This window comes from Lactobacillus sp. MRS-253-APC-2B, from assembly GCF_012843675.1.
Classification (GTDB): domain Bacteria; phylum Bacillota; class Bacilli; order Lactobacillales; family Lactobacillaceae; genus Limosilactobacillus; species Limosilactobacillus pulli.
Map to the genome: position 1 here is coordinate 71,540 of NZ_JABAFO010000005.1, position 22,491 is coordinate 94,030.

Consider the following 22,491-nt stretch of genomic DNA (forward strand, 5'->3'; position numbering starts at 1 on the left):
AAAAGTTACTAATCATTATAACGATTTTATAACGTTTGTCAAACCCAAAATCAAGAAATCTCGAACAAATCACTATACGTTCAGCACTTTGTTAAGGAAATTCTGGGTATCTGGGTGCTGTGGGTGCTCAAAAATCTGTTCTGGCGTGCCGTCTTCGCGAATCTTACCGTCATGGAAGAATACCACGCGATCAGCCACCCGCTTGGCAAAGCCCATTTCGTGGGTAACGACGATCATCGTCATCCCTTCTTTAGCCAGGTTCTGCATAACACCCAGCACGTCACCAACCATTTCCGGGTCAAGGGCACTGGTTGGTTCGTCAAACAGCATCACGTCCGGTTTCATCGCCAGCGCCCGGGCAATCGCCACCCGCTGCTTTTGTCCACCAGAAAGCGTCCGTGGATTGACATTGGCCTTTTCTTTTAAGCCAACGATATCCAGATAATGCAGGGCCGCTTCTTGGGCTTCTTCTTTACTCATCTTCTTGAGTTCCACTGGTGCCAGCGTGATGTTATCGATCACTGACATGTTAGGGAACAGATTGAAGTGTTGGAACACCATCCCGATGTTTTGGCGCACCAGGTTGATGTCAGTCTTCGGGTCGGCAATGTCGTAGCCATCAATGTAGATATGACCGCTGTTTGGCACTTCCAAGCGGTTCAGACAGCGCAGAAACGTACTCTTACCCGAACCAGAAGGCCCAATCATGCAGACAACCTCACTTGGCTTAACGTCCAATGAGATTCCTTTTAAGACCTCGTTGTCGCCATAGCTCTTGTGAAGGTCCTTGACCTGTACCTTGTATTGCTTGTCCATGCTATGCCTCCATTCTCTTTTGTACGTAATTCGACAGCCACGTCAGCAGCGTGATGATGATCATGTACATAACGGCAATGATCAGCCACATCTTGAACCCTTCCATGTTCCGGGCAATGATGACCGTCCCCGTTTGCGTCAGCTCCATGACCCCAATTGCCGAAAGAATTGAAGTATCCTTGAGCGTGATGATCAATTGGTTAACCAAGGATGGCACCATAATTTTCAGTCCTTGCGGCGCGATAACCTTAACCAGCGCCTTGGAGTATGGCAGACCCAGACTGCGGGCAGCTTCCCACTGACCAACGTCAACGGCTTCAAAGCCACCTCGGACAATGGCACCAACATAGGCCCCTTCATCAAGCATCAAAGTCAAGACCCCAGCCGTAAACAGCGGAATCTTTTGACCAATTACGTTTGGCAGCCCAATGTAGATAAAGAAGGCCAGCACCATCATTGGAATGCCACGGAAGATGTAGATAATCGTGCTGGAAAGGCCCTTCCAGAACTTGCCTTCCGCGATTCCCATAACACCTAATACCAGACCAAACGCCAAAGCGCACAGTGAACCAATGATCGTCAGCTTAATCGTTTCCCAAAGACCGGTCAGCAAGGCTTTGCGGTTGTTTCTGATCAGCCCGAAGATCGTCCGGTTCTTGCTGCTTTCAGTCTTCGTACCGCTGCCTTTCGTGTACTTGTCAATCAGCTTTTGCATCCGGCCCGTCTTTTGCATCCATTTGATCCCATCGTTGATCTTGGCCTGCAGTTCTTTGTTCTGACCTTTCTTAAAGCCAATTGCGATTGGCGTGGCATTGATCTGCTTAGTGACGATCTTCAAAGGCATACCATTGCGAATCCCGTATTGCAGAACCGGACCGTCATCAAACGTAGCCGCCCCGTTACCGCTCTTAACGTCATTCCACATTGCATTAGAAGTCGTAAAGTACTTGATCTTAAAGCCGTACTTGTCCTTGATGGATTCAGCGTACAAGGCACCAGCAGCCCCAGACTTAACGTCAACCGTCTTGCCCTTGAGCTGGCTCATCTTGGTGATCTTGCTGTTTTTGCCGACCGCCATCACGATCCCGTCTTTATAGTAGGAAGTTGAAAAGTCGATCGTTGCCTTCCGTTCGTCGGTAACACTCATCCCACCCATACCGGCATCGATCTGTCCAGACTGCATGGCTTGCAGAATGGCGTTAAAGCTCATGATTTTGTATTGATACTTGAAATGCTCGTGCTTGGCAATCATACGAATCATTTCAGGCTCAATTCCGGGATTTTTACCGGTATAGGTCCCTTGCTTGTTTTGAATTTCAAAGGGAGCAAAGGTGTCGACAACCCCGATCGTGTAGGTCTGTTCGGCATGCGCCACCTGCTTGTTGACAAATAATCCAGCGAACGTTGCCATCAGCATTACCGCGCAGCTGATAATTGTGCGTTGCCACCATGACTTTTTCAAATTCCTCACTCCTTTTTACTTATTTTTTAACCATTTACTAATATTCGCGTACTGAATACTTTATCACCTTTTTAATATAAAAATAAATATAATCATGCCAAAACCATGAACAATTAACATTGTAAGGCCACTATAATTAATTAAAGAATGTAACTATTTCAAAAAACTTAATTAAGTAAATCTAAAATTCAATTAACCAGTTTTTTGGCACCTGTTAACTTTTAATTTTGAAACCGCTGTCGATTTAACATTCTTAAGCGACTTGACTTTTTGCACAAATTCATGTTTAAATACTGCTATCTAAGACGCGCAAGAATTCAGTAGGCAGCGATCCCCTGCTCACAGAGAACCGGCAAGGCTGAGAACCGGTGCACGATCGTTTGACGAATTACAGTCTTGCAGCAACGTCGCCGAACTGAAACAAATGAGGTGCGTCATGCACGAAGATGGGTGGTACCACGAGCAATTCGTCCCTGAGCCAAAGCGGTTCGGGGGCGTTTTTTCGTTCCTCATTGTATTTTTTGGAGGTATATAAATGAATATTATTGATGAACTGACCTGGCGGGGAGCCGTCAATCAAGTAACTGACGAAGAAGGCCTGCGCGAACTGACGGAAAACGAAAAGATCGGCCTTTACTGCGGCACCGACCCCACTGGCGACAGCCTGCACATTGGCCACTTGATTCCGTTTATGATGCTGAAGCGATTCCAGCTGGCCGGTCACCATCCCGTTATCATCATTGGGGGCGGGACCGGTGCGATTGGGGATCCATCCGGGCGCAAAACCGAACGGACCCTGCAGACGGAATCCCAGCTAGAGCACAACGTTAAGGCCCTGACCAACCAGATGATCAAGCTGTTCGGGACGGAAAACTTCACCATCGTCAACAACTACGACTGGCTGTCCAAACTGAGCATGATCGACTTTCTGCGCGACTACGGCAAGCTGTTCAGCGTAAACACGATGCTGAACAAGGAAGTCGTTTCCAGCCGATTGGAGGCTGGGATCTCCTACACCGAGTTCACCTACCAGATTCTGCAGTCAATCGACTTTTTGCATCTGTACCGGCATAACGATGTACACCTGCAGATCGGCGGTGCTGATCAATGGGGCAACATTACTTCCGGAATTGATCTGATCCATAAGATTGAAGGCCCTGATGCCAAAGCGTTTGGTCTGACGATTCCGCTGATGCTTAAATCAGATGGTACCAAGTTCGGCAAGACGGCGGGCGGTGCCGTCTGGCTAGATCCAGAAAAGACGACACCATACGAGTTCTACCAATTCTGGATCAACCAGGATGACCGCGATGTCGTTAAATACCTGAAGTACTTCACTTTCCTGAGCAAGGAAGAAATCGATGCCCTGGCCGAAAAAGTCAAAACCGAGCCATGGAAGCGCGAGGCCCAAAAGACGCTGGCACGCGAAGTTACCAAGTTCGTCCATGGCGAAAACGCCGTTGAAGAAGCCGAACGCATCACTAAGGCCCTGTTCTCCGGCAACGTTGCCGATTTAACGGCCAACGAAATCGAACAAGGCTTCAAGAACATGCCATCCGTTGAGGTTGCCGACCAAAAACAGAACATTATCCTGTGGCTGGTTGACGACACCAAGATTGAGCCTTCCCGTCGTCAGGCCCGCGAAGACGTCAAGAATGGCGCCATCCGCATCAATGGCGAGCAGATTACGGACGAGAATGCTGAAATCGATCCCGGCACGCACTTTGACGGCAAGTTCGTGATCGTCCGCAAAGGTAAGAAGCGCTACTGGCTGGCACGGGTCAAGAAGTAGTTGACCCAAGCAACGGTTTTCGCGTTATAATGTAGCTAATATGTACCGTGCGTTAGTAGCAAAACCACTGACAGAGAGATTCCAACTGCTGAGAGGGATCATGGCCAAGCGAAATGGAGCGGTGCCAACAACTGAATCAAAGCATTTAAGTGAGGGGATTTCCCCTAAATTAGGTGGCACCGCGGTAAAGATCGTCCTATTCTCATTTGGAGAGGGCGGTCTTTTTTGGTGCTGAAAGGAGTTTTTCTTATGAAGTTTGATCCCAGCAAAAAAGTCGTTTTAAGCGGCGACCGGCCAACCGGTAAGCTGCACATTGGCCATTACGTTGGCTCACTAAAGGAACGCGTGCGAATGCAAAACAGCGGCAACTACAACATGTTCATCATGATTGCCGATCAGCAGGCTTTGACCGACAATGCCCGTGATCCCGAAAAAATCCACAACAGTCTGATTCAAGTCGCCTTAGACTATCTGGCAGTCGGTCTGGACCCAGCCAAGTCAACGATATACATTCAATCACAGATTCCTGCTTTATCCGAGCTCAACATGTACTACTTGAACCTGGTTACGTTATCACGGCTGGAACGCAACCCAACCGTTAAGGCCGAGATTCAGCAGAAGAACTTTAACCGTTCAATTCCGGCCGGCTTTTTAACCTATCCTGTCAGCCAAACCGCTGATATCACGGCATTTAAGTGTGAGCTGGTACCAGTTGGCGATGACCAGGAGCCAATGATGGAACAGGCACGGGAAATCGTCCGTTCATTCAATAATATCTATGGCGACATTCTGGTTGAGCCAAAGGGAATTTTCCCGCCAAAAGGGCAAGGACGGATTCCTGGTCTAGACGGCAATGCCAAGATGAGCAAGTCTTTGGGCAATGCCATCTACTTAAGCGATGACGAAAAGACGCTGCAAAAGAAGGTCATGTCCATGTATACTGATCCAACCCACATTCACGTTGAGGATCCTGGCCATATTGAAGGCAACGTCGTCTTCACCTACCTGGACATCTTTGATCCCGATAAGGAAAAGGTGCAGGAATTAAAGGAACAATATCAAGCTGGTGGCCTGGGCGACGTTAAGATCAAGCGCTACTTGTTTGAGGTCTTAAACAACGAGCTCAAGCCAATTCGCGAGCGCCGCGCTGAGTTTGCCAAGGACATTCCTGCCGTCTACGACATGCTCAAGCAAGGCTGTGCCGATGCCAATGAAGTAGCCAACCAAACGCTGGCTGAAGTCCGTCACGCTATGGGTCTGGACTACTTTGCCTAATTGAAAAAGCTTTGCGCAGATTTTGCGCAAAGCTTTTTTGATACTCATTTAGTGGCCCAGTGAAAGCAGCGTCATAAACGGCTGTTTGATCAAGCCCATCAAGACATCGATGCCAAAAACGGCAATCACGATAATCACGGCAGCCAAAATCTTTTCCGCATGCGTAAAGATTTGTTGACCATGCTGACGACGAGCATACAGATACATCGGCATCCCAATTAAATAAACGATGAATTCGGCGACCGTGTATTTCAGCCCCGCCGAAATTCCCATCAGCATTGTGTAGACAAAGGCCAGGCCCGCAACAATCATCCCCCGCTTAGGGTTGTGCTTGCCGCCGTATTCGCGATGCAGCGCGATCTTAAACAAGTAGGCCTCAGCAACCAGGTATGGTGGAATCGTTGTCGCAGCACTGATTAAAAGCAGTTTTTCATAAGCTTGACCATCATAATGTGCCATCAGAATAATCGCTTGAATCGTAATGGTTGCTACCAAAATAGCAAACACTGGCTGATCATTGGCATTGGTCTTGGCAAACGCCTTTGGGAAGGTACCATCTTGTTTAGCGGCATGCTGTGGCAGCTCACAAATCATTTCCAGCCAAGAGATCCAGCTGGCCAGCACCGTTAAGATCAAGGTCAGACTGATGATGTTGCGGCCCCAGACGTTATGCCAGATGCTGGTCAGAATCGCAGCCGTTGAAGGCGAGGCCAGATGCATCAACTGACCATATGAGAATACCCCCAGCGACAGCAGGCTGATCAAAATATCAATCGTAATGCAGATCAAGAACCCGACCATCGTTGCCATTCTGACCTGGCTACGCTTCTTGGCACGGCCCGCCATGACTGCTGCTCCCTCAATCCCGCTGAACATCCACAGCGTAACCATCATCGTGGCCAGCGTCTGCTGAGATACACTGCCCAGATTCAGATTGTGCACGGATGGCATCACCACGTTGGCTTGCATGTCAGTCGTGAATTTCTCCCAGCTGAAGTTGCCCATTAAGGATATGATCAAGACGGTGATTACGATCATTAAGAAAATCATGGCAATTTTTTGCATCCGGTTGGAAGATTTAGTGCCTTTTAACGTCAGCACCGTCATCCCCCAAGTCAAAAGCGAGGCCCCGATCATCGATGGCCAATTGTTGCCACCGGCAAACGTACCAGGGAAAAAGTAGTTGAGCGTATTCATGACCAATACCGCGAACGCTGCATTGGTCGCACAGTTGGACACAAAATACCCCCAAGCCGTCAAAAAACCGACAAATGGTCCAAATCCTTCGACGCCATAATCATACATACCGGCCGTCAAATCAGGCTTTACGGCACTTAGAATCATAAAGACCTCAGCAATCAGCCACATGCCAATCCCTGTCGTAATCCAGGCCAGAATCTGCGCTGTTGCCCCCGCAACCGTCGCCATGTTTTTGGGCAGATCAAAAATCGCCGAACCAATCATGGCACTGACACAGATTGCGACCAGCCCGGCAAAGCTTAACTGATTATCCCGTACCTTTGAATTCGTCATTACAATCGCCGTCCCCTCTAAATATCCACTCCTTTTTTCGAAAACGATTTCATTTCTACATATATTATAGTCTTGGCTATCTGCAGGCGGCGCATTAATTTTCGATAGCTTGGATCATCTATGCCAAAATAACGCAGAAATTAAAAAATGGCCTGCCACAATTGACAGGTCATTTTTACTTAATAATCTTGACTGAGCGTCTTGAAACCATGATCGCGTACAGCCAGGTAACCAGCATCATGGCAAAGACCGAGACAAACAAGAAGTTATAGCCGGCCTGGTCAACCATCCAACCGCCATACACCGGTCCCAGCGCCCGGCCAATCGACATGGCAACGTTGGGCATGCCTTGATACTTACCGGTTTCCTCCGCAACGGTCAAGACATCGATATAAGCCGGCACGGAAGGAATTCCAACCATCTCACCGATCGTCAGGATCACAAAGTCAACGACAAACATCGCAAAACTGTGCACCCAGATCAGCAGTGGAAACGAGATGGCAAAGATCGCAATTCCAATAATGATTTGCCGCTTAACCGACAGATAGTCTGCCAGTCGGGTAACCAGCGGCTGTCCCAAGACAATGACCGCTCCATTGATCGTCCATAATAGACTGTAGGCAAAGAACGGAATATGCATATCGGTAATGTGTACCGACATGACGCTTTCCCATAAAGCATAGCTCAAATAGACCGTTACCAGACACAAACAGTAGGCATAAACGATGTGGACGTTATGACGCGGACTCTTGTTGACGGTTGCCTTTTGGTTCTTGGCCGTTTGTTTGGGCCGCACGTCAACGTTAAAGTGCAGCACCGTAATCAAAAGATAAGCCGCATAACAGACGCTGGCCACGATAAAGACAATCTCGATTCCCAGATCCAGCAGCGTCCCAACCAGCAGCGTCCCAACTACGACCCCCACGTTAAGTGCCATATACAGCATGTTATAGACGTAACGGGCAGTATGTCCCGTGACGGCTGAGCCATAGGAGTTGATTACCGTCAGTCCTGAACCGTCCGCAAAGCAGATCACCGCCAGCAGAATCGGAAACATCGGCCAGCCATGAAAGAAAATCATCAAGACATTGCCCAAAGTGGCGACCGTCACGGTGATAACCGCGGCCGCATAAGGCTTCCAGTTGTCAAACAGCCAGCCGCCCAGGTAATTGCCAAACATCATCCCCATGGAGCTGAAAAAGATTACCAAGCCCGCGACCGTCATCGACTTATTCAAGTACTCATGCACATAGATCGTCGTCAAGGGCCAAAGCATCGCGGCGCCGGCATTATTGAGCAGACTCGCCATGAATAGCCACTTGAGCTTGATTGATTGGCGTGGCATAAATATGCATCCTTTCTAAAGCACTAATAAAGCCCCTTTTCCGTGCAGCAAGCCAACACGGCAAGGGGCTTTATTTTCCGTGTCTGGCTTGGTCGAAACTTTCTTTGTCTCTAGTTTACCAGACATTTTGACAACTCTTCAAATTGAGAGCTGATTGGATTACTTGTGCAGATAGTTAAATGGCACTGCGTTTTCTGGCGTGATCTTGGTAATACCGTGCATGTAAGGTACCAGCACTTCTGGAACCGTGATCGTACCATCGGCATTTTGGTAGTTTTCTAAGATGGCAGCTACCGTCCGACCAACCGCCAAACCAGAGCCGTTCAGCGTGTGTACCAGCTGCAGCTTGCCATTTTCGTCACGGTAGGTAATGTGCATCCGCCGTGCCTGGAAGTCGGTACAGTTCGAGCAGCTGGAGATTTCGCGGTACTTGTCTTGGGCTGGCATCCAGACTTCGATATCGTGCGTTTCAGCCGAAGTAAAGCTCATGTCGCCAGTCGACAGCGTGATAACGTGATATGGCAGACCAAGCTTTTGCAAAATATTTTCGGCATTCTTGGTCATCTTTTCCAGTTCATCAAATGAGGTTTCCGGCTTAACGTACTTAACCATTTCTACCTTGTTAAACTGGTGCATCCGGATCAGACCACGTGTATCACGGCCGGCCGAGCCAGCTTCAGAACGGAACGATGGCGACAGTGCCGTTACGTATACCGGTAGCTTGTCGGTTGGAATTTCTTCACCAGAGAAGTAGTTGGTCAAAGGAACTTCCGCCGTTGGAATCAGCGTCATGTCCTCACCGTTAACCTGGTAGACGCCTTCCTTAAACTTAGGGAATTGACCAGTACCATACATGGATTGTGCCTTAACGATGTATGGTGGCAGAACTTCCGTGTAGCCTTCCTTCATGTGTTCATCCAACATGAAGTTGTAGACGGCGCGTTCCAATTGAGCCCCCAGACCAACGTAGTAGACAAAGCGGGCACCCGAAACCTTGGCAGCCCGGTCAAAGTCCAAGATACCGAGCTTTTCGCCCAGATCCCAGTGGTGCTTAGGCTCAAAGTCAAACTTAGTTGGTTCGCCAACCTTGTATTCTTCGCGGTTGCTGTCTTCATCAGGACCAACCGGCACACCATCACGCGGTACGTTTGGCAAGTGTGCCAGCTTGTCGTTTAAGATCGTGTCGTTTTCTTCGACCTCAACGTCCAGCTTCTTGATGTCTTCGCCAACCTGACGCATCTCAGCAATGGCCTCATCAGCTGATTCGTGGTTGCGCTTGGCTTCACCGATCTTCTTGGAGGCCGCGTTGCGCTTAGCCTTCAGCGTTTCGGTCTGTTGCAGCAGTTCGCGCCGCTTTTCGTCCAGAGCCAGCACTTCATCAATGTCTTTAGGATCGACGTTACGCGTCGCCAGCTTTTGCTTAAAGAATTCAGGGTCTTTGCGAATCTTCTTGATATCGAGCATCTAAAATTCCTCCTAGGTATATAAAAAGAGCCACTTCATCCTTATTTTGGGACGAAATGGCTCTGGTTCCGCGGTACCACCCAAGTTTGACAAATATTTGTCACGCTCTGCATGGATAACGGTCATGATTCCGTGCGGCATTACCCGCCCACATTTAACGACACCGGAGTTTCGATCGCCGGCTTGCACCAACCGCCAGCTCTCTTGGGATCTACTTTAAAATGTCTTCGTGTTTTATATCATCGCTATCTTATTACATCCTGACTTATTTGGCAACATTTTCGACTAATTTACCGCAAAGTCATGCTGATAGCTGACGTGACTCTTACCCTCTTTTGAGCTGACCTTAAGCTGGTCGGGAATCCGTTCTTCCAACTCAGCAACGTGACTGATGATCCCAACCATGCGCGAATTGCCTTCCAAAGTCTGCAAAGCATTAAGTGCCTTATTCAATGCATCGGGATCCAATGAGCCAAACCCTTCATCGACAAATAACGCATCAATTTGAATCCCGCCAGCCTGCTGCTGAATGATCTCCCCCAATGAAAGCGCCATTGCCAGCGAGGCTACAAACGTCTCTCCACCAGATAAGGTATGCACGCTGCGGACCTTGCCGACATCACCATCTCTGACGCTGACCTCCAAGCCGCTCCATTTGGTATTGGAGCCGCTATTATCATCCAAAACAAATTCATAGCGGCCATTGGTCAGATCATGCAGCCGCCGATTGGCATTTTCCAAAACCGCTTTAAAGTAGTGGCGCAAAACATAGCGTTCCAATGACAGATTCGAGTTATTCTTACCGTTCATAGTATTGACCAGATCAGCCAATCGATCCAGCTCAGCCTGCTGATCGCCTTGCACTTTTTGCAGTTCTTCAACTTGATGCACCGTTTTTTGCTGTTGGCCAAACTGTTCTTTTAATTGGCCTAGCTCACGCTGTTTTTGGTCGCGTTGCTCAGCTGCTTTATTTAATGCCTGTTGAGTAGCAGCTATTTGTGGTCTTGGTCGATTATTGATTTCTTTTAGAAGATGCTGGTAGCGATCAAGATTGACCTTAATGGCCTGCTGATAGTTATTGACGGTTTGCTGCAGACTTTCCAGTTGATTCAGCTGTTTAAAATCAGTTTCAAACCTTGACCATTCTGCTTTAGGGTCATGATTTTGCAAAGCCTGCTGCAGCGTTTCCTGCAACTGTTGCGCGCGCTGTAATTGCTCAGCCAGACTTTCTTGATCCCGCTTGATGGTAGCCTGAATAGCAGCTGCCTGTTTTTGATAATCTTGTAATTCAGCTTGAGTCTGCTCGGTTTGCTGCTGATATTTTTGCAGCTGATTTTGCCAGACTTGAACCTGCTGTTGGGCCGCATTCAAATCAGCAAACTCATTTGGCAGCTGCTTTAATTTGGCCGTCAGCTCACCATTAAGCTCAGCCATTTTTGCCGCCTGTTGCTGACGCGTTTGATCTAGTTCTTGTTGACGTTGGGTCAATTGATCTAGTTTTTGCTGTTCAGCTTGCTGTTGCTGTTGGATTGCCTTTAATTCTTGGATCGCCATCTGCGTTTGGGCATAGTCTTTTTCAGCCGTTTGAGCACGCTGCCGCAGTTCTAGAGTCAGCTGATCCAAATCTGCATCTGGAAGCTGACTGGCATCTTTTAGCTGCGTCAGCTCGTCAGTATAGTCTTGAACTTGATCTTTTAGCTGTTCTTCTAAACCGTACTCTTTTTCCTGCGTCTTGGCCAGTTGAGCCTGTGCATCATCCAGTTCCTGGCGTGCTTGTTTTAAAGCACTGCCGGCAGCTTGAATCTCATCCAGTGAAACTTGAGCAACCAGATTGCCGGGCTGTGGATGCTCGATTGAGCCGCAGACTGGACAAGGATAGCCAGACTTTAAATGTGTAGCCAGTTCAGCAATCTGTAAGGCCGCGTGTTTTTGATCAGCGGTTTGAAACTCAGTCAGTGCCGTCCGGTAATTTTGAGTCGCCTGTTTTTGAGCCATCTTAGCTTGCTGCAGACTATTTTGTTGTTTGATGATTACTTGATGATGCTGCTGCAGCGTTTGGAGTCGTTCCAATAATTTTTGGCTGACATTGCGTGCTTCAAGCTGTCTTTCAATCAAGCGGCTGTCAGTCTGCTGCTGCAGTTTTTGAGCTTGTCTTGTTAATTGGTCTACCTGATTTATCTGCTGCTGGGTGGCAGTCTGGGCGGACTGTGCCTCATCAGTCAAGTGCTTTAACTGTTGTTGTTCAGTTTGAATCTGCTGCTTGAGGATCGCCGTTTCTTGGTAGCGTGGCAATTGATTTTCCAAGGCAATTTTTTGTTGATTGATTTGATCGATCAGTGGCTGCTGAGTTTGCAGCGCTTGACTGGACTTCTGTAAATTCTGCAGCTGTTGATCAAGACGTTTGGCTTGACTTTTACGCTGTTTCAAACTATTTTTCAGCCCCAGTACCGTCGACTGGGCCAGTTGCCAGGCATCATATTCACTTTGTTGCTGACGAGCCCACTGCAACTCATCAATCAGATGCTGCTGACTTTGAATCATTGGCAGCTGCTGATCCAATTCTTGTTTGGCTGCCTGATTTTTTGCCAGTTCATTATAAGCCTGCTGCAGATTTTGTTCCACGTGAAACTGCTCATTCAGTTTCTCAGCTTTGGCTTGTGCTGCTTTGGCATCCTGAGTCTGTTTTTCAAGTGCTTGTTGACGCTGCTGCATCAGTTCTGCAGCTGTTTTCAGCCATTGCGCAGGTTCTTTTTGATCAGCCAGCTCGGTAATGCCTACCATCAGCTGTTCCATCTGTTTTTGACTGTCATGGCTGGCCGTCTGCATTGTTGTCAGCTGATCTTTCATTTTTTGCGTCCAATCAGCATACAGTTGCGTACCAAACAATTCAGCCAACAGCTCGTTTTTGTTATTGCTGTCTGATTCCAAAAACTCACGAAACTTTCCTTGCGGCAGCAATACAATCTGACGAAACTGCTCAGCGTTGATGCCTAAAAGATCTTCAATAAAGTGGTTGGCATCAGTAACCTTGGTAATTTCTTTTTTTTGCCCGTTTTTTTCATAGAAAAGATTGACCTTTTGCGTTTTATGGCGATCCTGCTTGGGTTCGCGAACAACCTGATAGTTTTTTTTCTGATGCTCAAACCAAAACGTTACCCGGGTCAATTCTTTAGCGTCGGCAAAGTCAGAGCGCAGTTTTTCTGCCGTCCGACCATTACGATTGTCATCATCAGTCGTTGAACCAAACAGGCTAAAACACATTGCATCAAAAATCGTTGTCTTGCCACTGCCCGTTTTACCACTGATCAAAAAGAGCGGCACTTCATCAAATTCAGTAAAATCAATGGTTTCATCGACATATGAGCCGAAGTTTTCTAATTTGAGCTTTAACGGCTTCATTTTTACCCCTCCTCAATTTCGGTTAAAGCATCTTGTGCCCATTGACGCTGCTGATCATCAAGCTTTTGATCAGCATGAACCATGCCATAAAACTCGTTTAATAATGACATCGGATCCATTTTGGCTGTCTGCATCGTCTTAAGATCTGCATTGCTTTGCTGATTGGGACGATTAATTTCAATAATTTTTGGATAGTGAATGCGCAGTCGATTCATCAAATCATCGATCAGCTTTGTATCTGTCAGTTGAATAGCTACATAGTCTTGTGTCTGATCGTATTTAACGGCTAGATCACCCGTTGTCAGTTCTTTAAACGATCCCTTTAAAACCACCAGATCATGCAATGGCTGCAAGGGTACCCAAGTTAGTTTGAATGGGTCAGTATCAACGATCCAGACGCCTTTTTGAATATTGGCCTCAGAAACCGAAAATTTGAGCGGTGAGCCACTATAGCGCATGCGTTCTTCATTTAAGGCCCGTGGATTGTGCAGGTGACCCAGCGCTACATAGTCAAAATCTCTTAACAATGAAGTTGGCACGGCATCCAAGCCTCCAACTTCAACTTGAATTTCAGAATCAGTATGTGAGCTGCCGGCCGCGAAAAAGTGCGCTACCAGAACATGCTTTTTATCGGGGTCGAAAAGCTGCTTCATCTTACCAACAATCAAAGTCATTGCCTGGCTGATCGTCTTAACGTCTTGTTCAAAATAATTGCGGACCGCCTGCAGGTTAAAGAATGGCAGCAGAAAAAACTGCGTATCCATAATCGTGACCGGCTCAAACGCACTGGCCAGCGTCGTATGCAGGTAAAAATCGGTTGTCTCGAACCATTCACTGCCCGTAGCCAGGCGTGCGGCCGAATCATGGTTGCCGCTGATCGCCAATAGCGGCAGATGATCATTTAGATTCAGCTGCTTGAGCATTCCATTCAGCTGCTCGACCGACTGCTCACTGGCTAAGCCTCGATCATACAGATCACCGGCAATCACGACAGCATCGACTTGATAGTCTTTAGCCAGCTGTTCAATCTGATCAAACGCCGCGGCCTGCTCTTCAGCAAGCGAAAAATCATGCAGTTTCTTACCGATATGCCAATCGGCCGTATGTAAAAATCTCATGAGATCTTCCTTTCCATCGAACAAACATTCGCATCGTCAACATTATATCATAATGCCAACTGAAAATTAACTTGGTTCAAATTCAAAATTTCTTCGTATTTTGTTAATATTTTCTAGCGATTTTTGTTAATATTTTCTAGCGATTTATTTTTTGGATAATGGTTAATAAATAGCGATATTAAGACGTTTTTGGCATAAGTAATAAGGGATTCGTTTGTAAAACCGTTAGTTTTCTTAAGCAAGGCTTAACATTTGAATTTCGCTATTTGGTATATAGTAAGGTGGTACCTTTCTAAGAAAATATTAGGCAAAGGAGTTGATTAGTGAATGTTGGCAGCTCTCAAACGCCACCCTGTTGCTGGATTTCTGCTTAAAACGTTCTTTTATTTTATCGTCTTAATGCTTTTGATCTATTTATACGGATACTATGGCGCTGGACAGGCACCATTTATCTATAATGAATTCTAGCGGAGGAAAAAATGATTTCTAACATCGTTCGCGAGTTTGACCGCGTGGCAAAAGAAAATGCCGATCGCATCGTCTATGACGAAATGGGTCAGACTCACACATATCAAGATTTATTGGCTGACTCCAATGCGTTTGCCGCTTGGCTTGACCAAGAAAAAATCGTTCCCGAAAATGGTCCCATCATGTTTTATGGCGACCATCAATTTGAAATGGTGGCTGGCTTTGTTGGTGGCCTAAAAGCTGGTCATGCCTATATTCCTGTCGAGGTTGGCTCAGCTCTGCCACGGATGCAGTCAATTATTGATGCCGCTAATCCGCGCTTGGTTGTGGCCATCGACGACTTTCCCGTTGAAAGATTAAATTATGATGGGGCCGTGATCGACAAATATGAGCTGAAACAGATCTTTGCCAAAAAAACGCCTTATGAGATTACCCATGAGGTCACAGGCGATCAGCCATTCTACGTGCTGTTTACGTCTGGTACGACTGGCTCACCAAAAGGAGTCGAGATCAGCCACGATAACATCTGCTCATTTGTTAACTGGATGCGTGGCGACAGTTTCAATATCCCGGACCATCAGATCTATTTAGGCCAGGTGCCATTTTCATTTGACGTTTCACATATGTACTGGCTGACGGGACTGCTTTCGGGCAGTACGGTCCAGACCTTGCCATTGTCAGTCGTCCAAAACCTGGGCCAATTATTTACCACGCTGCCAAAACTTGACATCACGGTCTTTGTCGGCACGCCTTCTTTTGGTGACATGGCATTGCTTAGTCCACAGTTTAATCATGAACAGATGCCTAACCTTAAATATTTTGTGTTCTGTGGCGAAGAATTGACGACCTCAACCGTTAAGCGGCTGTTCAAGCGTTTCCCGGATGCCCATGTTTTCAATACCTATGGGCCAACCGAAGCTGCCGTAGCCGTTACCAGCATGGAGATCACACCAGCCATGGCCAACAGTCACGAACGGCTGCCAATCGGCTATGACAAGCCTGGCGTTACCACCACAATCTGGCAAGACGGTCACCCCGTCAGCGAACCCAATGCGCGTGGTGAAATCATCATCAGTGGTGACAGCGTAGCAAAGGGCTACATGAACAATCCAGAAAAAACGGTTAAGAACTTCTTTAAGTATAATGGCGTTCAATCATACCGTACCGGTGACGAAGGATTCATCGATCAAGACGGTATTCGCCACATCATTGGCCGGATGGACTTTCAGATTAAACTGCACGGTTTTCGCGTTGAGCTGGATGAGGTCCGCAACAGTCTGGAACTAAGCGAATACATCAAACAGGCCGTAGCCGTACCTAAGTACAACAAAAAGCACCAGGTCAGCCACCTGATCGGCTACGTGATCGCCCAGCCAAACGACTTTAAGGATGAAAAAGAGCTGACGCAGGCCATTCGCCAAAGCCTGACCGGCAAGATCATGGACTACATGATGCCAACCCAATTTGTCTACGTTGACAGCTTTCCTAAGTCGGCCAATGGCAAGATTGCGGTTAAGCAGATGATCGCGGAGGCCAACCAATCATGAGCTGGCTTGAAAGTCTTCCCAACTATACCGCTTATGGCACGCCGTCTTACTTCATCTACCTGCTGATTGCGATTTTGCCAATGGGTATCAGCCTGTATTTTGGCAAGCGTCTGGTCTGGTATGAAGCAATTATCAGTTTTCTTTTTCTGTTCTTTATGTTTGATGGCTCCAGTGCCCCACAGATGCTTTCTTTGATCGGCTATGTGATCTATCAAACGATTCTGGTCATGTGGTACTTCCACTATCGCCAGCAAAAGAACACGGCCGGCGTTTTTTATCTGCTGACCTTTTTATCGCTTTTGCCGATCATCATCGTTAAATTCACGCCAGCCATGGTTGGCCACAATTCGCTGTTGGGCTTTTTGGGCATCAGTTATCTGACGTTTCGGGCGGTTGGTACAATCATTGAAACGCGTGATGGTGCTGTTAAAGACATCAATTGGTGGAAATTCATTCGCTTTTTGCTGTTTATGCCAACCATCACTTCTGGTCCAATTGATCGCTACCGGCGCTTTTCCAAGGACTATCGCAAGGTCCCAAGTCGTGAAAAATATCTCGAGATGGTCAATAAAGCCGTTAAGTATCTATTCATCGGCTTTTTGTACAAATTTGTCTTAGCCTACCTGTTTGGTCAGGTCTGGCTGCCAGCCGTTGAGCATCAGGCCTTAATGTATGCACCGCACTTGAGCTGGTGGGTTGTTGCCGTGGCCTACGTCTATGCCGGTGATCTATACTTCGACTTTGCCGGCTACTCGTTGTTTGCCGTGGCCATCAGTTACTTGATGGGCGTTGAAACGCCAATGAACTTCAACAAGCCGTTCGTTGCCAAAAACATCAAGGAATTCTGGAATCGTTGGCATATGACGCTGTCGTTTTGGTTCCGTGACTACATCTTCATGCGCTTTGTCTTTTTGGCCAGCAAGAAGCATTGGTTCAAGAACCGCAACGTCTTATCATCGGTTGCCTACATGATCAATATGCTGGTCATGGGCTTTTGGCACGGGGTTACATGGTATTACATTCTTTATGGTTTCCTGCACGGGAGCGCGCTGGTCATTAATGACTGGTGGCTGCGTTACAAGCGCAAGCACCTGCACATCAAGACCAATGCCTTTACCAAGGGCGTGGCCATGTTCATTACGTTTAACTTTGTCGTCTTTTCATTCTTGATCTTCTGCGGCTTTTTGAACACGCTGTGGTTTGTCAAACATTAATCTGAGTACTTATTTTTTGGAGGTTATATCATGCAAGAACAAATTCAACAACTTTTAGCCGAAGCTACCGGACGTGACGCCAGCGATTTTGCCGACACTACTGAAGATTTGTTTGCCGACGGTCTGCTGGACTCCATGGCAACCGTTCAGCTGCTTTTGGCTCTGCAGGATGAATTCGACATTCAGGTTCCCGTTTCCGAATTTGACCGCAGCGAATGGAGCACGATCGATAAAATCGTTGATCGGGTAAAGGAACTGGAAAATGAATAACCGTCGCAAACTGTGGTCGATCTTTGGCCCAGTGATCGTGGCCTGCCTACTGGCGCTGGGCTTTTTTGCCTTACCATGGAGCAGCTCGCATTCCCAGGCAACCCTGCAGAAAGCTGCCGACTCGCTTAGCCCCCGTGTTTTTAAAAACAGCTCGATCAAAGTGGAGGCCATGCAGGATAAAAAGAAAAACTACATTCCCTTCTTTGGCTCCAGCGAGTTGAATCGAATGGATCGCTATCATCCCGCAGTCATGGCGGCCCGCTACCATAACTACACGCCGTTTTTGTTCGGATCGCGTGGTACACAGTCGCTGCCACAGCTGTTCAATATGACCATGATGGCACCCGAGATGAAAAACGGTAAAGCCGTCTATATCATCTCGCCGCAATGGTTCGTTAAAGAAGGCGTAATGCCAGCGGCTTTTAAGTACTACAATGGTTACATATGCCAATCTAGTCTGGCTCAAGCAGGCCAATCCCAACTCACCATATGACCGTTATACTGCTAAACGCTTGGTAAAACTGCTGGGTTCAGAAGGGTCTGTGGCCAACTATGCCAAAAAGATCGCAGATGGCAAGTCACTCAGCTCCTGGGATAGAACTCATATCGACGTGGAGTCAACTCTACTCAAGCATGAAGATGACCTGTTTTCGGGATGGTTCTTAAAGGACAACTATGCCAAGCGCATTCAACCGCGCATTAAAAAACTGCCTAAGCACTATGACTATCAGGCACTGACCAAGGAAGCCATCAGTGATGCCAAACATTCCAGCAATAACAATCAATTTGGCATCTTAAACCAGTTTTATAACAAGCGCGTCAAAGGACACCTCAAAGGACTACCAGGCAGTCAAAAGCACTATAACTATCTTAAGTCGCCTGAATATGCCGACCTAGAAGTGGTGCTGGACCAGTTTAAAAAGACCAACACCAACGTTGTCTTTATGATTACACCGGTTAATGTCAAGTGGGAAAAGATGACTGGGCTGCCAATGTCGATGTACTATCAGACAGCTGACAAGATCAAGTACCAGCTGCGCTCGCAAGGTTTCAACAATATCGTTGACTACTCACACGATGGCGGCAAGCCAGGCTTTATGGAAGATACTATTCATATTGGCTGGGCTGGCTGGGTCAACTTTGATCACCGTATTGCGCCATTTTTGGAGCAAAAGCAGCCACAGCCGCACTATCACATGAATAAGGCCTTTTTATCAAAACAATGGCAAAATCTTGATCCAACAACAACCAATTTGAATCAGTTCACCAAGAAACATCTTGATAAATAGGCAAAATAAAAAGAGTTCGCAGAAAGAATCAATCTGCGAGCTCTTTTAGTATGCGGTTATTTTAGTTTTCGGAAGCACCCGTCATCGCATCAGCATCCGTTTCTTCCGGATCATCAGCAGCTTCAGAAGCACCCGTGTTGGCATCGGATTCAGCCTGTTCAGCACGTTCTGTGGCAGCTGACATGACAGGAGCAGCTGGTTCGCTTGGCGTACTTGGTTCATCGTTGGAGTCTTCTGAGGCACCCGTCGTTGCATCCATGGCTGGAGCTGGTTCTGCAGCCGGTGCCGGTGCAGCATGGCCATGAGAGGCACTGGACGTTGCATCAGCGCTCCAGGCACCATTTTCAGCCAGGTTCAGGATATCATCAACTGAACCCGTAAATTCAATCGTACCCAGGTAGTGGCCGTCAACATCGCGCAAAGCGTAGTAGCGGATCAAAACCCGGTGGCCATTCATCGTCAATGGACGCGCAACTACGTCTTTGGTGCCGTTCTTAAAGCTGTCGATGATCGCCTTAACAGCAGGAACAGCCTTTGGTGGATGACATTCACTGTAGGTTTCGCCAAGCTGGTTGACGTTACGGATGTGTTCACGGTTTGGCTTGTCTGAGTAGTAGGCAAAGCGATCCGTAGCATCGATCAGGTCAATCTCAAATGGAATCGTGTTGAAGATGGCTTGAATCTCACGCAGCGACAGACGGCCGGTTGGGAAGTTGACATAAGCATCTTCAATCATTGGACGTTTAGCAGACATCAGTTGTTCACCTCGAGAAGCATTCTTGAAAAGTTCGGCATATTCAACAAAATTAGTAAAGCATTTTTCCAGATTATCAACGCAGGCCTGGTCGATCAAACGGCCATCCTTGCTAAAGACCTTGGCAGCATTGCCGATCAAGACTTCGTTACCAGAAAGCAGGTTGGCATTGCAGTCTGGGCTCAAAAGCATTTTGCGCATTTGTTGCTGAGCACGTGCTGAAGCCTGCCGACCATAAGAAACCCCTACGATCATAGCTGGCTTGCCATGCAGCACGGCTGACTTGTATGACAGCCATTCCATTGCACTCTTTAAGGCTGCAGGTACGGCATGGTCATATTCAGGCGTAGCAAAGATAACCCCATCGGCAGCATTGATTTGTTGTTTAAGCTTCCAGACCGGCGTGGTTTGATCAAAAGGCACATCCTTGCTGAAGGCCGGCAGATCCTTAATTTCAGCAATTTCAATATCAGCCATGCGCCAGAAGTGCTTCTTCATGAAATGCAGCAGAATCCGGTTGTAGGAAAAATCGGCGTTCGTACCGACGATTGCAACAAACTTCATTATTTAGCAGCCTCCTTTTCCGCTTTGGCCAAGGCTTCTTCTTCCATTTTAACTTCTTCATCATTGGCAATGGCAAAGCATTCAAAGTCACGCAGACACTTGTCCAAGAACTTGATCGTGCTGGGATCGGTAATGTCGCCATTTTCGTCAAACAGATTCTGGGCAAAACTCATAAAGAAGTCTTCTTTTTGGAACACCCGCGCGTTGACCCCTGGTGAGATCATGACGTCACGCAGGTCGACTTGAGCCCGCGAAGAACCTTGCGCATCAGTTGAAGCCCCCACCAAAAGCACCGGCTTGTTGGTAAATGGATGCAGCTGGTAAGACAGCCACTCGATGATGCTCTTTAAAGAAGATGGGACTGAGTGGTCCGTTTCAGGGCACGCAATCACTACGGCATCGGCGGCTTCGATTGCATCAGACATTTCCTTGATGGCAGCTGGCGTTTCCTTGGCACTTTCATTGAACAGTGGAATATTGCGAACGTCAACGACCGTCATGTCATGCTCATAGGCCTTGCTCATGTATTCGAGCAGCATTCGGTTGTACGAATGGTTGGCATTGGAGCCGGGAATTCCAACAATCTTCAAATTCATTCACTCCTTATTAATGATGATACTCTCCATACTTGGCATTATTGCACTAGCCTATTTTAATATAAATTTTGGGGAAATTGTATAGATCCGCACAAATTTTGTGAAACTAATTTCAAAATGTGAAATTAATAAATTTATCAGCGATAAAAAAGCCGTTGTCTAAAGCTTTAGACAACGGCTCAGTTTGTGATTTAATTAGTTTTCCTCACCGGCAGCTAACAAACTGTGCTCACGATACCAGTGTACCAACAGACCAATTGCTAGTCCAACCAGTGCCGGTACCAGCCAGGATAGGCCATATGATGCCAATGGCAGGGCAGCTCGCCAGCCAGCAACCATTTTACCAAAAGCACTGGCACTGACCACACTTGGGAAAGAGACTACCATATCACCCAATGCCGGTACGATAGTCAACAAGACAACAAAGAAGTAGACTACGCCATCCCGCTTGAACAACGGTGAGGCAACCGACAGCAGAATCAGCACCATTGCCAATGGGTACAAGAACATCAGCATTGGCGTCGACCAGGCAATGATCTGTTCCAAACCAAAGTTGGCAACCAAAAATGAGGCCAAGGTCGTTAAAAACAGCCAGGCATGATAGCTTAGTTTAGGAAAATGCTTGTGAAAGTCTTGCGCAAAGGCAGCTACCAGACCAACCGCCGTCGTCAGGCAGGTTACAGTAATCAAAACAGCTAATACGGCTTGCCCTAACCGACCTGCATAGGCATTAACCAGCTGAGTGAAGGCCACGCCACCATCAGCCGAAACCTTAAAACGGCCCAGCGTCATGGCCCCAACCACGATCAACAGCACGTAGATCAGCGCTACGGCACTCATTGCGATAATCCCGGACTTAGCAACCACTTTAGCAACGTCGCTATCACGCTTTTGCCCCAATTGGCGCACCGCCGTCACGACTGTAACCCCAAAGGCCAGCCCGGCCAAGGCATCCATCGTGTTGTAGCCTTGCAAAAAGCCGTTGACAAACGAGCCATGTACATAGGCCGTCGTTGCCTGCGTGTGAAATGGATTGGCAAAAGGATTAACGAAAGCAACGGCAAAGACAACGAACAGCAGCACCAAAAAGACCGGATTCAAAACTTTACCGACGTTGGTTAAAATGTCATTTTCACGATAGGCAAATGCATAAGCCAAGGCAAAGAAAACCAAGGAGAACAAGAACAGCGCCAGCGTCTGATCAGCTTTGGGTACGAACGGTGCCACCCCAACCGTGTAGGAAACCGTTGCCGTCCGTGGCGTCCCAAACAGCGGTCCGATCGTAAAGTGAATCAGTACCATAAAGACCAGTGCAAAACCAACGCCCAATGGCCGACCGATGTCAAAGACCCCTTCAGCGCGCGTAACGGCAACCGCCAGGACTGAAAGCAGCGGCAAGGCCACACCAGTTACCAAAAAGCCAACTGCTGCGCCAACCCAGTGGCTGCCGGCCAATTGACCCAGATGCAGCGGAAAGATTAGGTTGCCGGCCCCGAAGAACAGGCCAAACAGCAGTGATGCCACAACCAGATACTGTCTGGTCGTCAGTTTTTTCGATGTGTGATATTCCATTTTTAATGCCCCC

16 protein-coding genes and 1 pseudogene are annotated in these 22,491 nt (G+C 47.6%); 7 read left to right on the forward strand and 10 right to left on the reverse strand.

All coding sequences use genetic code 11. The annotated features are described in order from the left end of the window. Positions 1-72 precede the first annotated feature (72 nt). Together HF864_RS04095 and HF864_RS04100 are read right to left on the reverse strand one after the other, a co-directional pair. Complete coding sequence (locus tag HF864_RS04095) at positions 73-816, reverse strand: amino acid ABC transporter ATP-binding protein (protein ID WP_169461818.1); 744 nt, start codon at positions 814-816, stop codon at positions 73-75. A 1-nt stretch (position 817) separates the two neighbouring features. Then, entirely contained in the window at positions 818-2,233 is a 1,416-nt protein-coding gene (locus HF864_RS04100) for an ABC transporter substrate-binding protein/permease (protein WP_169461858.1), read from the reverse strand. A 580-nt stretch (positions 2,234-2,813) separates the two neighbouring features. On the opposite strand from HF864_RS04100, the gene tyrS reads away from it, so the two are divergent. Continuing rightward, positions 2,814-4,070, forward strand: a complete 1,257-nt coding sequence (gene tyrS / locus HF864_RS04105) for a tyrosine--tRNA ligase (protein WP_169461819.1) — start codon at positions 2,814-2,816, stop codon at positions 4,068-4,070. 249 nt (positions 4,071-4,319) lie between these two features. Beyond that, a complete protein-coding gene (gene trpS, locus HF864_RS04110; protein WP_169461820.1) occupies positions 4,320-5,345 on the forward strand; it encodes a tryptophan--tRNA ligase in 1,026 nt (341 codons plus the stop codon). Positions 5,346-5,393: 48 nt separating this feature from the next. Here trpS and hdcC read toward each other — a convergent pair whose 3' ends face one another. The 5 genes from hdcC to HF864_RS04135 all read right to left on the reverse strand — a co-directional run bounded on the left by hdcC (position 5,394) and on the right by HF864_RS04135 (position 14,204). Continuing rightward, complete coding sequence (gene hdcC, locus HF864_RS04115) at positions 5,394-6,878, reverse strand: histidine-histamine antiporter (protein WP_169461821.1); 1,485 nt, start codon at positions 6,876-6,878, stop codon at positions 5,394-5,396. 175 nt (positions 6,879-7,053) lie between these two features. Continuing rightward, positions 7,054-8,223, reverse strand: coding sequence for an MFS transporter (locus HF864_RS04120; protein ID WP_169461822.1), 1,170 nt, complete (start codon positions 8,221-8,223; stop codon positions 7,054-7,056). 159 nt (positions 8,224-8,382) lie between these two features. Next, positions 8,383-9,687 carry a serine--tRNA ligase gene (gene serS / locus HF864_RS04125; protein ID WP_169461823.1) on the reverse strand — a complete coding sequence of 435 codons (1,305 nt, stop codon included), beginning with the start codon at positions 9,685-9,687 and terminating at the stop codon, positions 8,383-8,385. Between the two features lie 285 nt (positions 9,688-9,972). Next, the gene (locus HF864_RS04130; RefSeq protein WP_169461824.1) at positions 9,973-13,086 is read right to left on the reverse strand and encodes an SMC family ATPase; all 3,114 of its coding nucleotides are present in this window, start codon (positions 13,084-13,086) and stop codon (positions 9,973-9,975) included. 2 nt (positions 13,087-13,088) lie between these two features. Then, positions 13,089-14,204 carry an exonuclease SbcCD subunit D gene (locus tag HF864_RS04135; protein ID WP_169461825.1) on the reverse strand — a complete coding sequence of 372 codons (1,116 nt, stop codon included), beginning with the start codon at positions 14,202-14,204 and terminating at the stop codon, positions 13,089-13,091. A gap of 327 nt (positions 14,205-14,531) precedes the next feature. Between HF864_RS04135 and HF864_RS04140 the strand changes: the two genes are divergently transcribed. The 5 genes and pseudogenes from HF864_RS04140 (at position 14,532) to dltD (ending at position 18,992) form a co-directional block, all read left to right on the forward strand. Further along, the gene (locus HF864_RS04140) at positions 14,532-14,672 is read left to right on the forward strand and encodes a teichoic acid D-Ala incorporation-associated protein DltX (protein WP_006499288.1); all 141 of its coding nucleotides are present in this window, start codon (positions 14,532-14,534) and stop codon (positions 14,670-14,672) included. Between the two features lie 11 nt (positions 14,673-14,683). Further along, the gene (gene dltA, locus HF864_RS04145) at positions 14,684-16,219 is read left to right on the forward strand and encodes a D-alanine--poly(phosphoribitol) ligase subunit DltA (RefSeq protein WP_169461826.1); all 1,536 of its coding nucleotides are present in this window, start codon (positions 14,684-14,686) and stop codon (positions 16,217-16,219) included. Then, the gene (gene dltB / locus HF864_RS04150) at positions 16,213-17,433 is read left to right on the forward strand and encodes a D-alanyl-lipoteichoic acid biosynthesis protein DltB (protein WP_169461859.1); all 1,221 of its coding nucleotides are present in this window, start codon (positions 16,213-16,215) and stop codon (positions 17,431-17,433) included. Before dltA ends, dltB begins: the two co-directional genes overlap by 7 nt. Positions 17,434-17,463: 30 nt before the next feature. Further along, positions 17,464-17,703: a D-alanine--poly(phosphoribitol) ligase subunit DltC gene (gene dltC, locus HF864_RS04155; protein WP_048345643.1), complete on the forward strand. Its 240-nt coding sequence runs from the start codon at positions 17,464-17,466 to the stop codon at positions 17,701-17,703. After that, positions 17,696-18,992, forward strand: a pseudogene (gene dltD / locus HF864_RS04160) (D-alanyl-lipoteichoic acid biosynthesis protein DltD). Before dltC ends, dltD begins: the two are co-directional and overlap by 8 nt. 61 nt (positions 18,993-19,053) lie before the next feature. Here the strand turns inward: dltD and HF864_RS04165 are convergent. From HF864_RS04165 to brnQ, 3 genes are all read right to left on the reverse strand, one after another. After that, positions 19,054-20,310 carry an NAD(P)H-dependent oxidoreductase gene (locus HF864_RS04165; RefSeq protein WP_169461827.1) on the reverse strand — a complete coding sequence of 419 codons (1,257 nt, stop codon included), beginning with the start codon at positions 20,308-20,310 and terminating at the stop codon, positions 19,054-19,056. Then, positions 20,310-20,900 (reverse strand): NADPH-dependent FMN reductase, encoded by a 591-nt coding sequence (locus tag HF864_RS04170; protein WP_169461828.1) that lies wholly within the window; start codon positions 20,898-20,900, stop codon positions 20,310-20,312. Before HF864_RS04170 ends, HF864_RS04165 begins: the two co-directional genes overlap by 1 nt. Positions 20,901-21,101: 201 nt before the next feature. Continuing rightward, on the reverse strand, positions 21,102-22,478 hold the full coding sequence (brnQ, locus tag HF864_RS04175) for a branched-chain amino acid transport system II carrier protein (RefSeq protein WP_169461829.1): 1,377 nt from the start codon (positions 22,476-22,478) through the stop codon (positions 21,102-21,104). Positions 22,479-22,491: the final 13 nt, after the last annotated feature.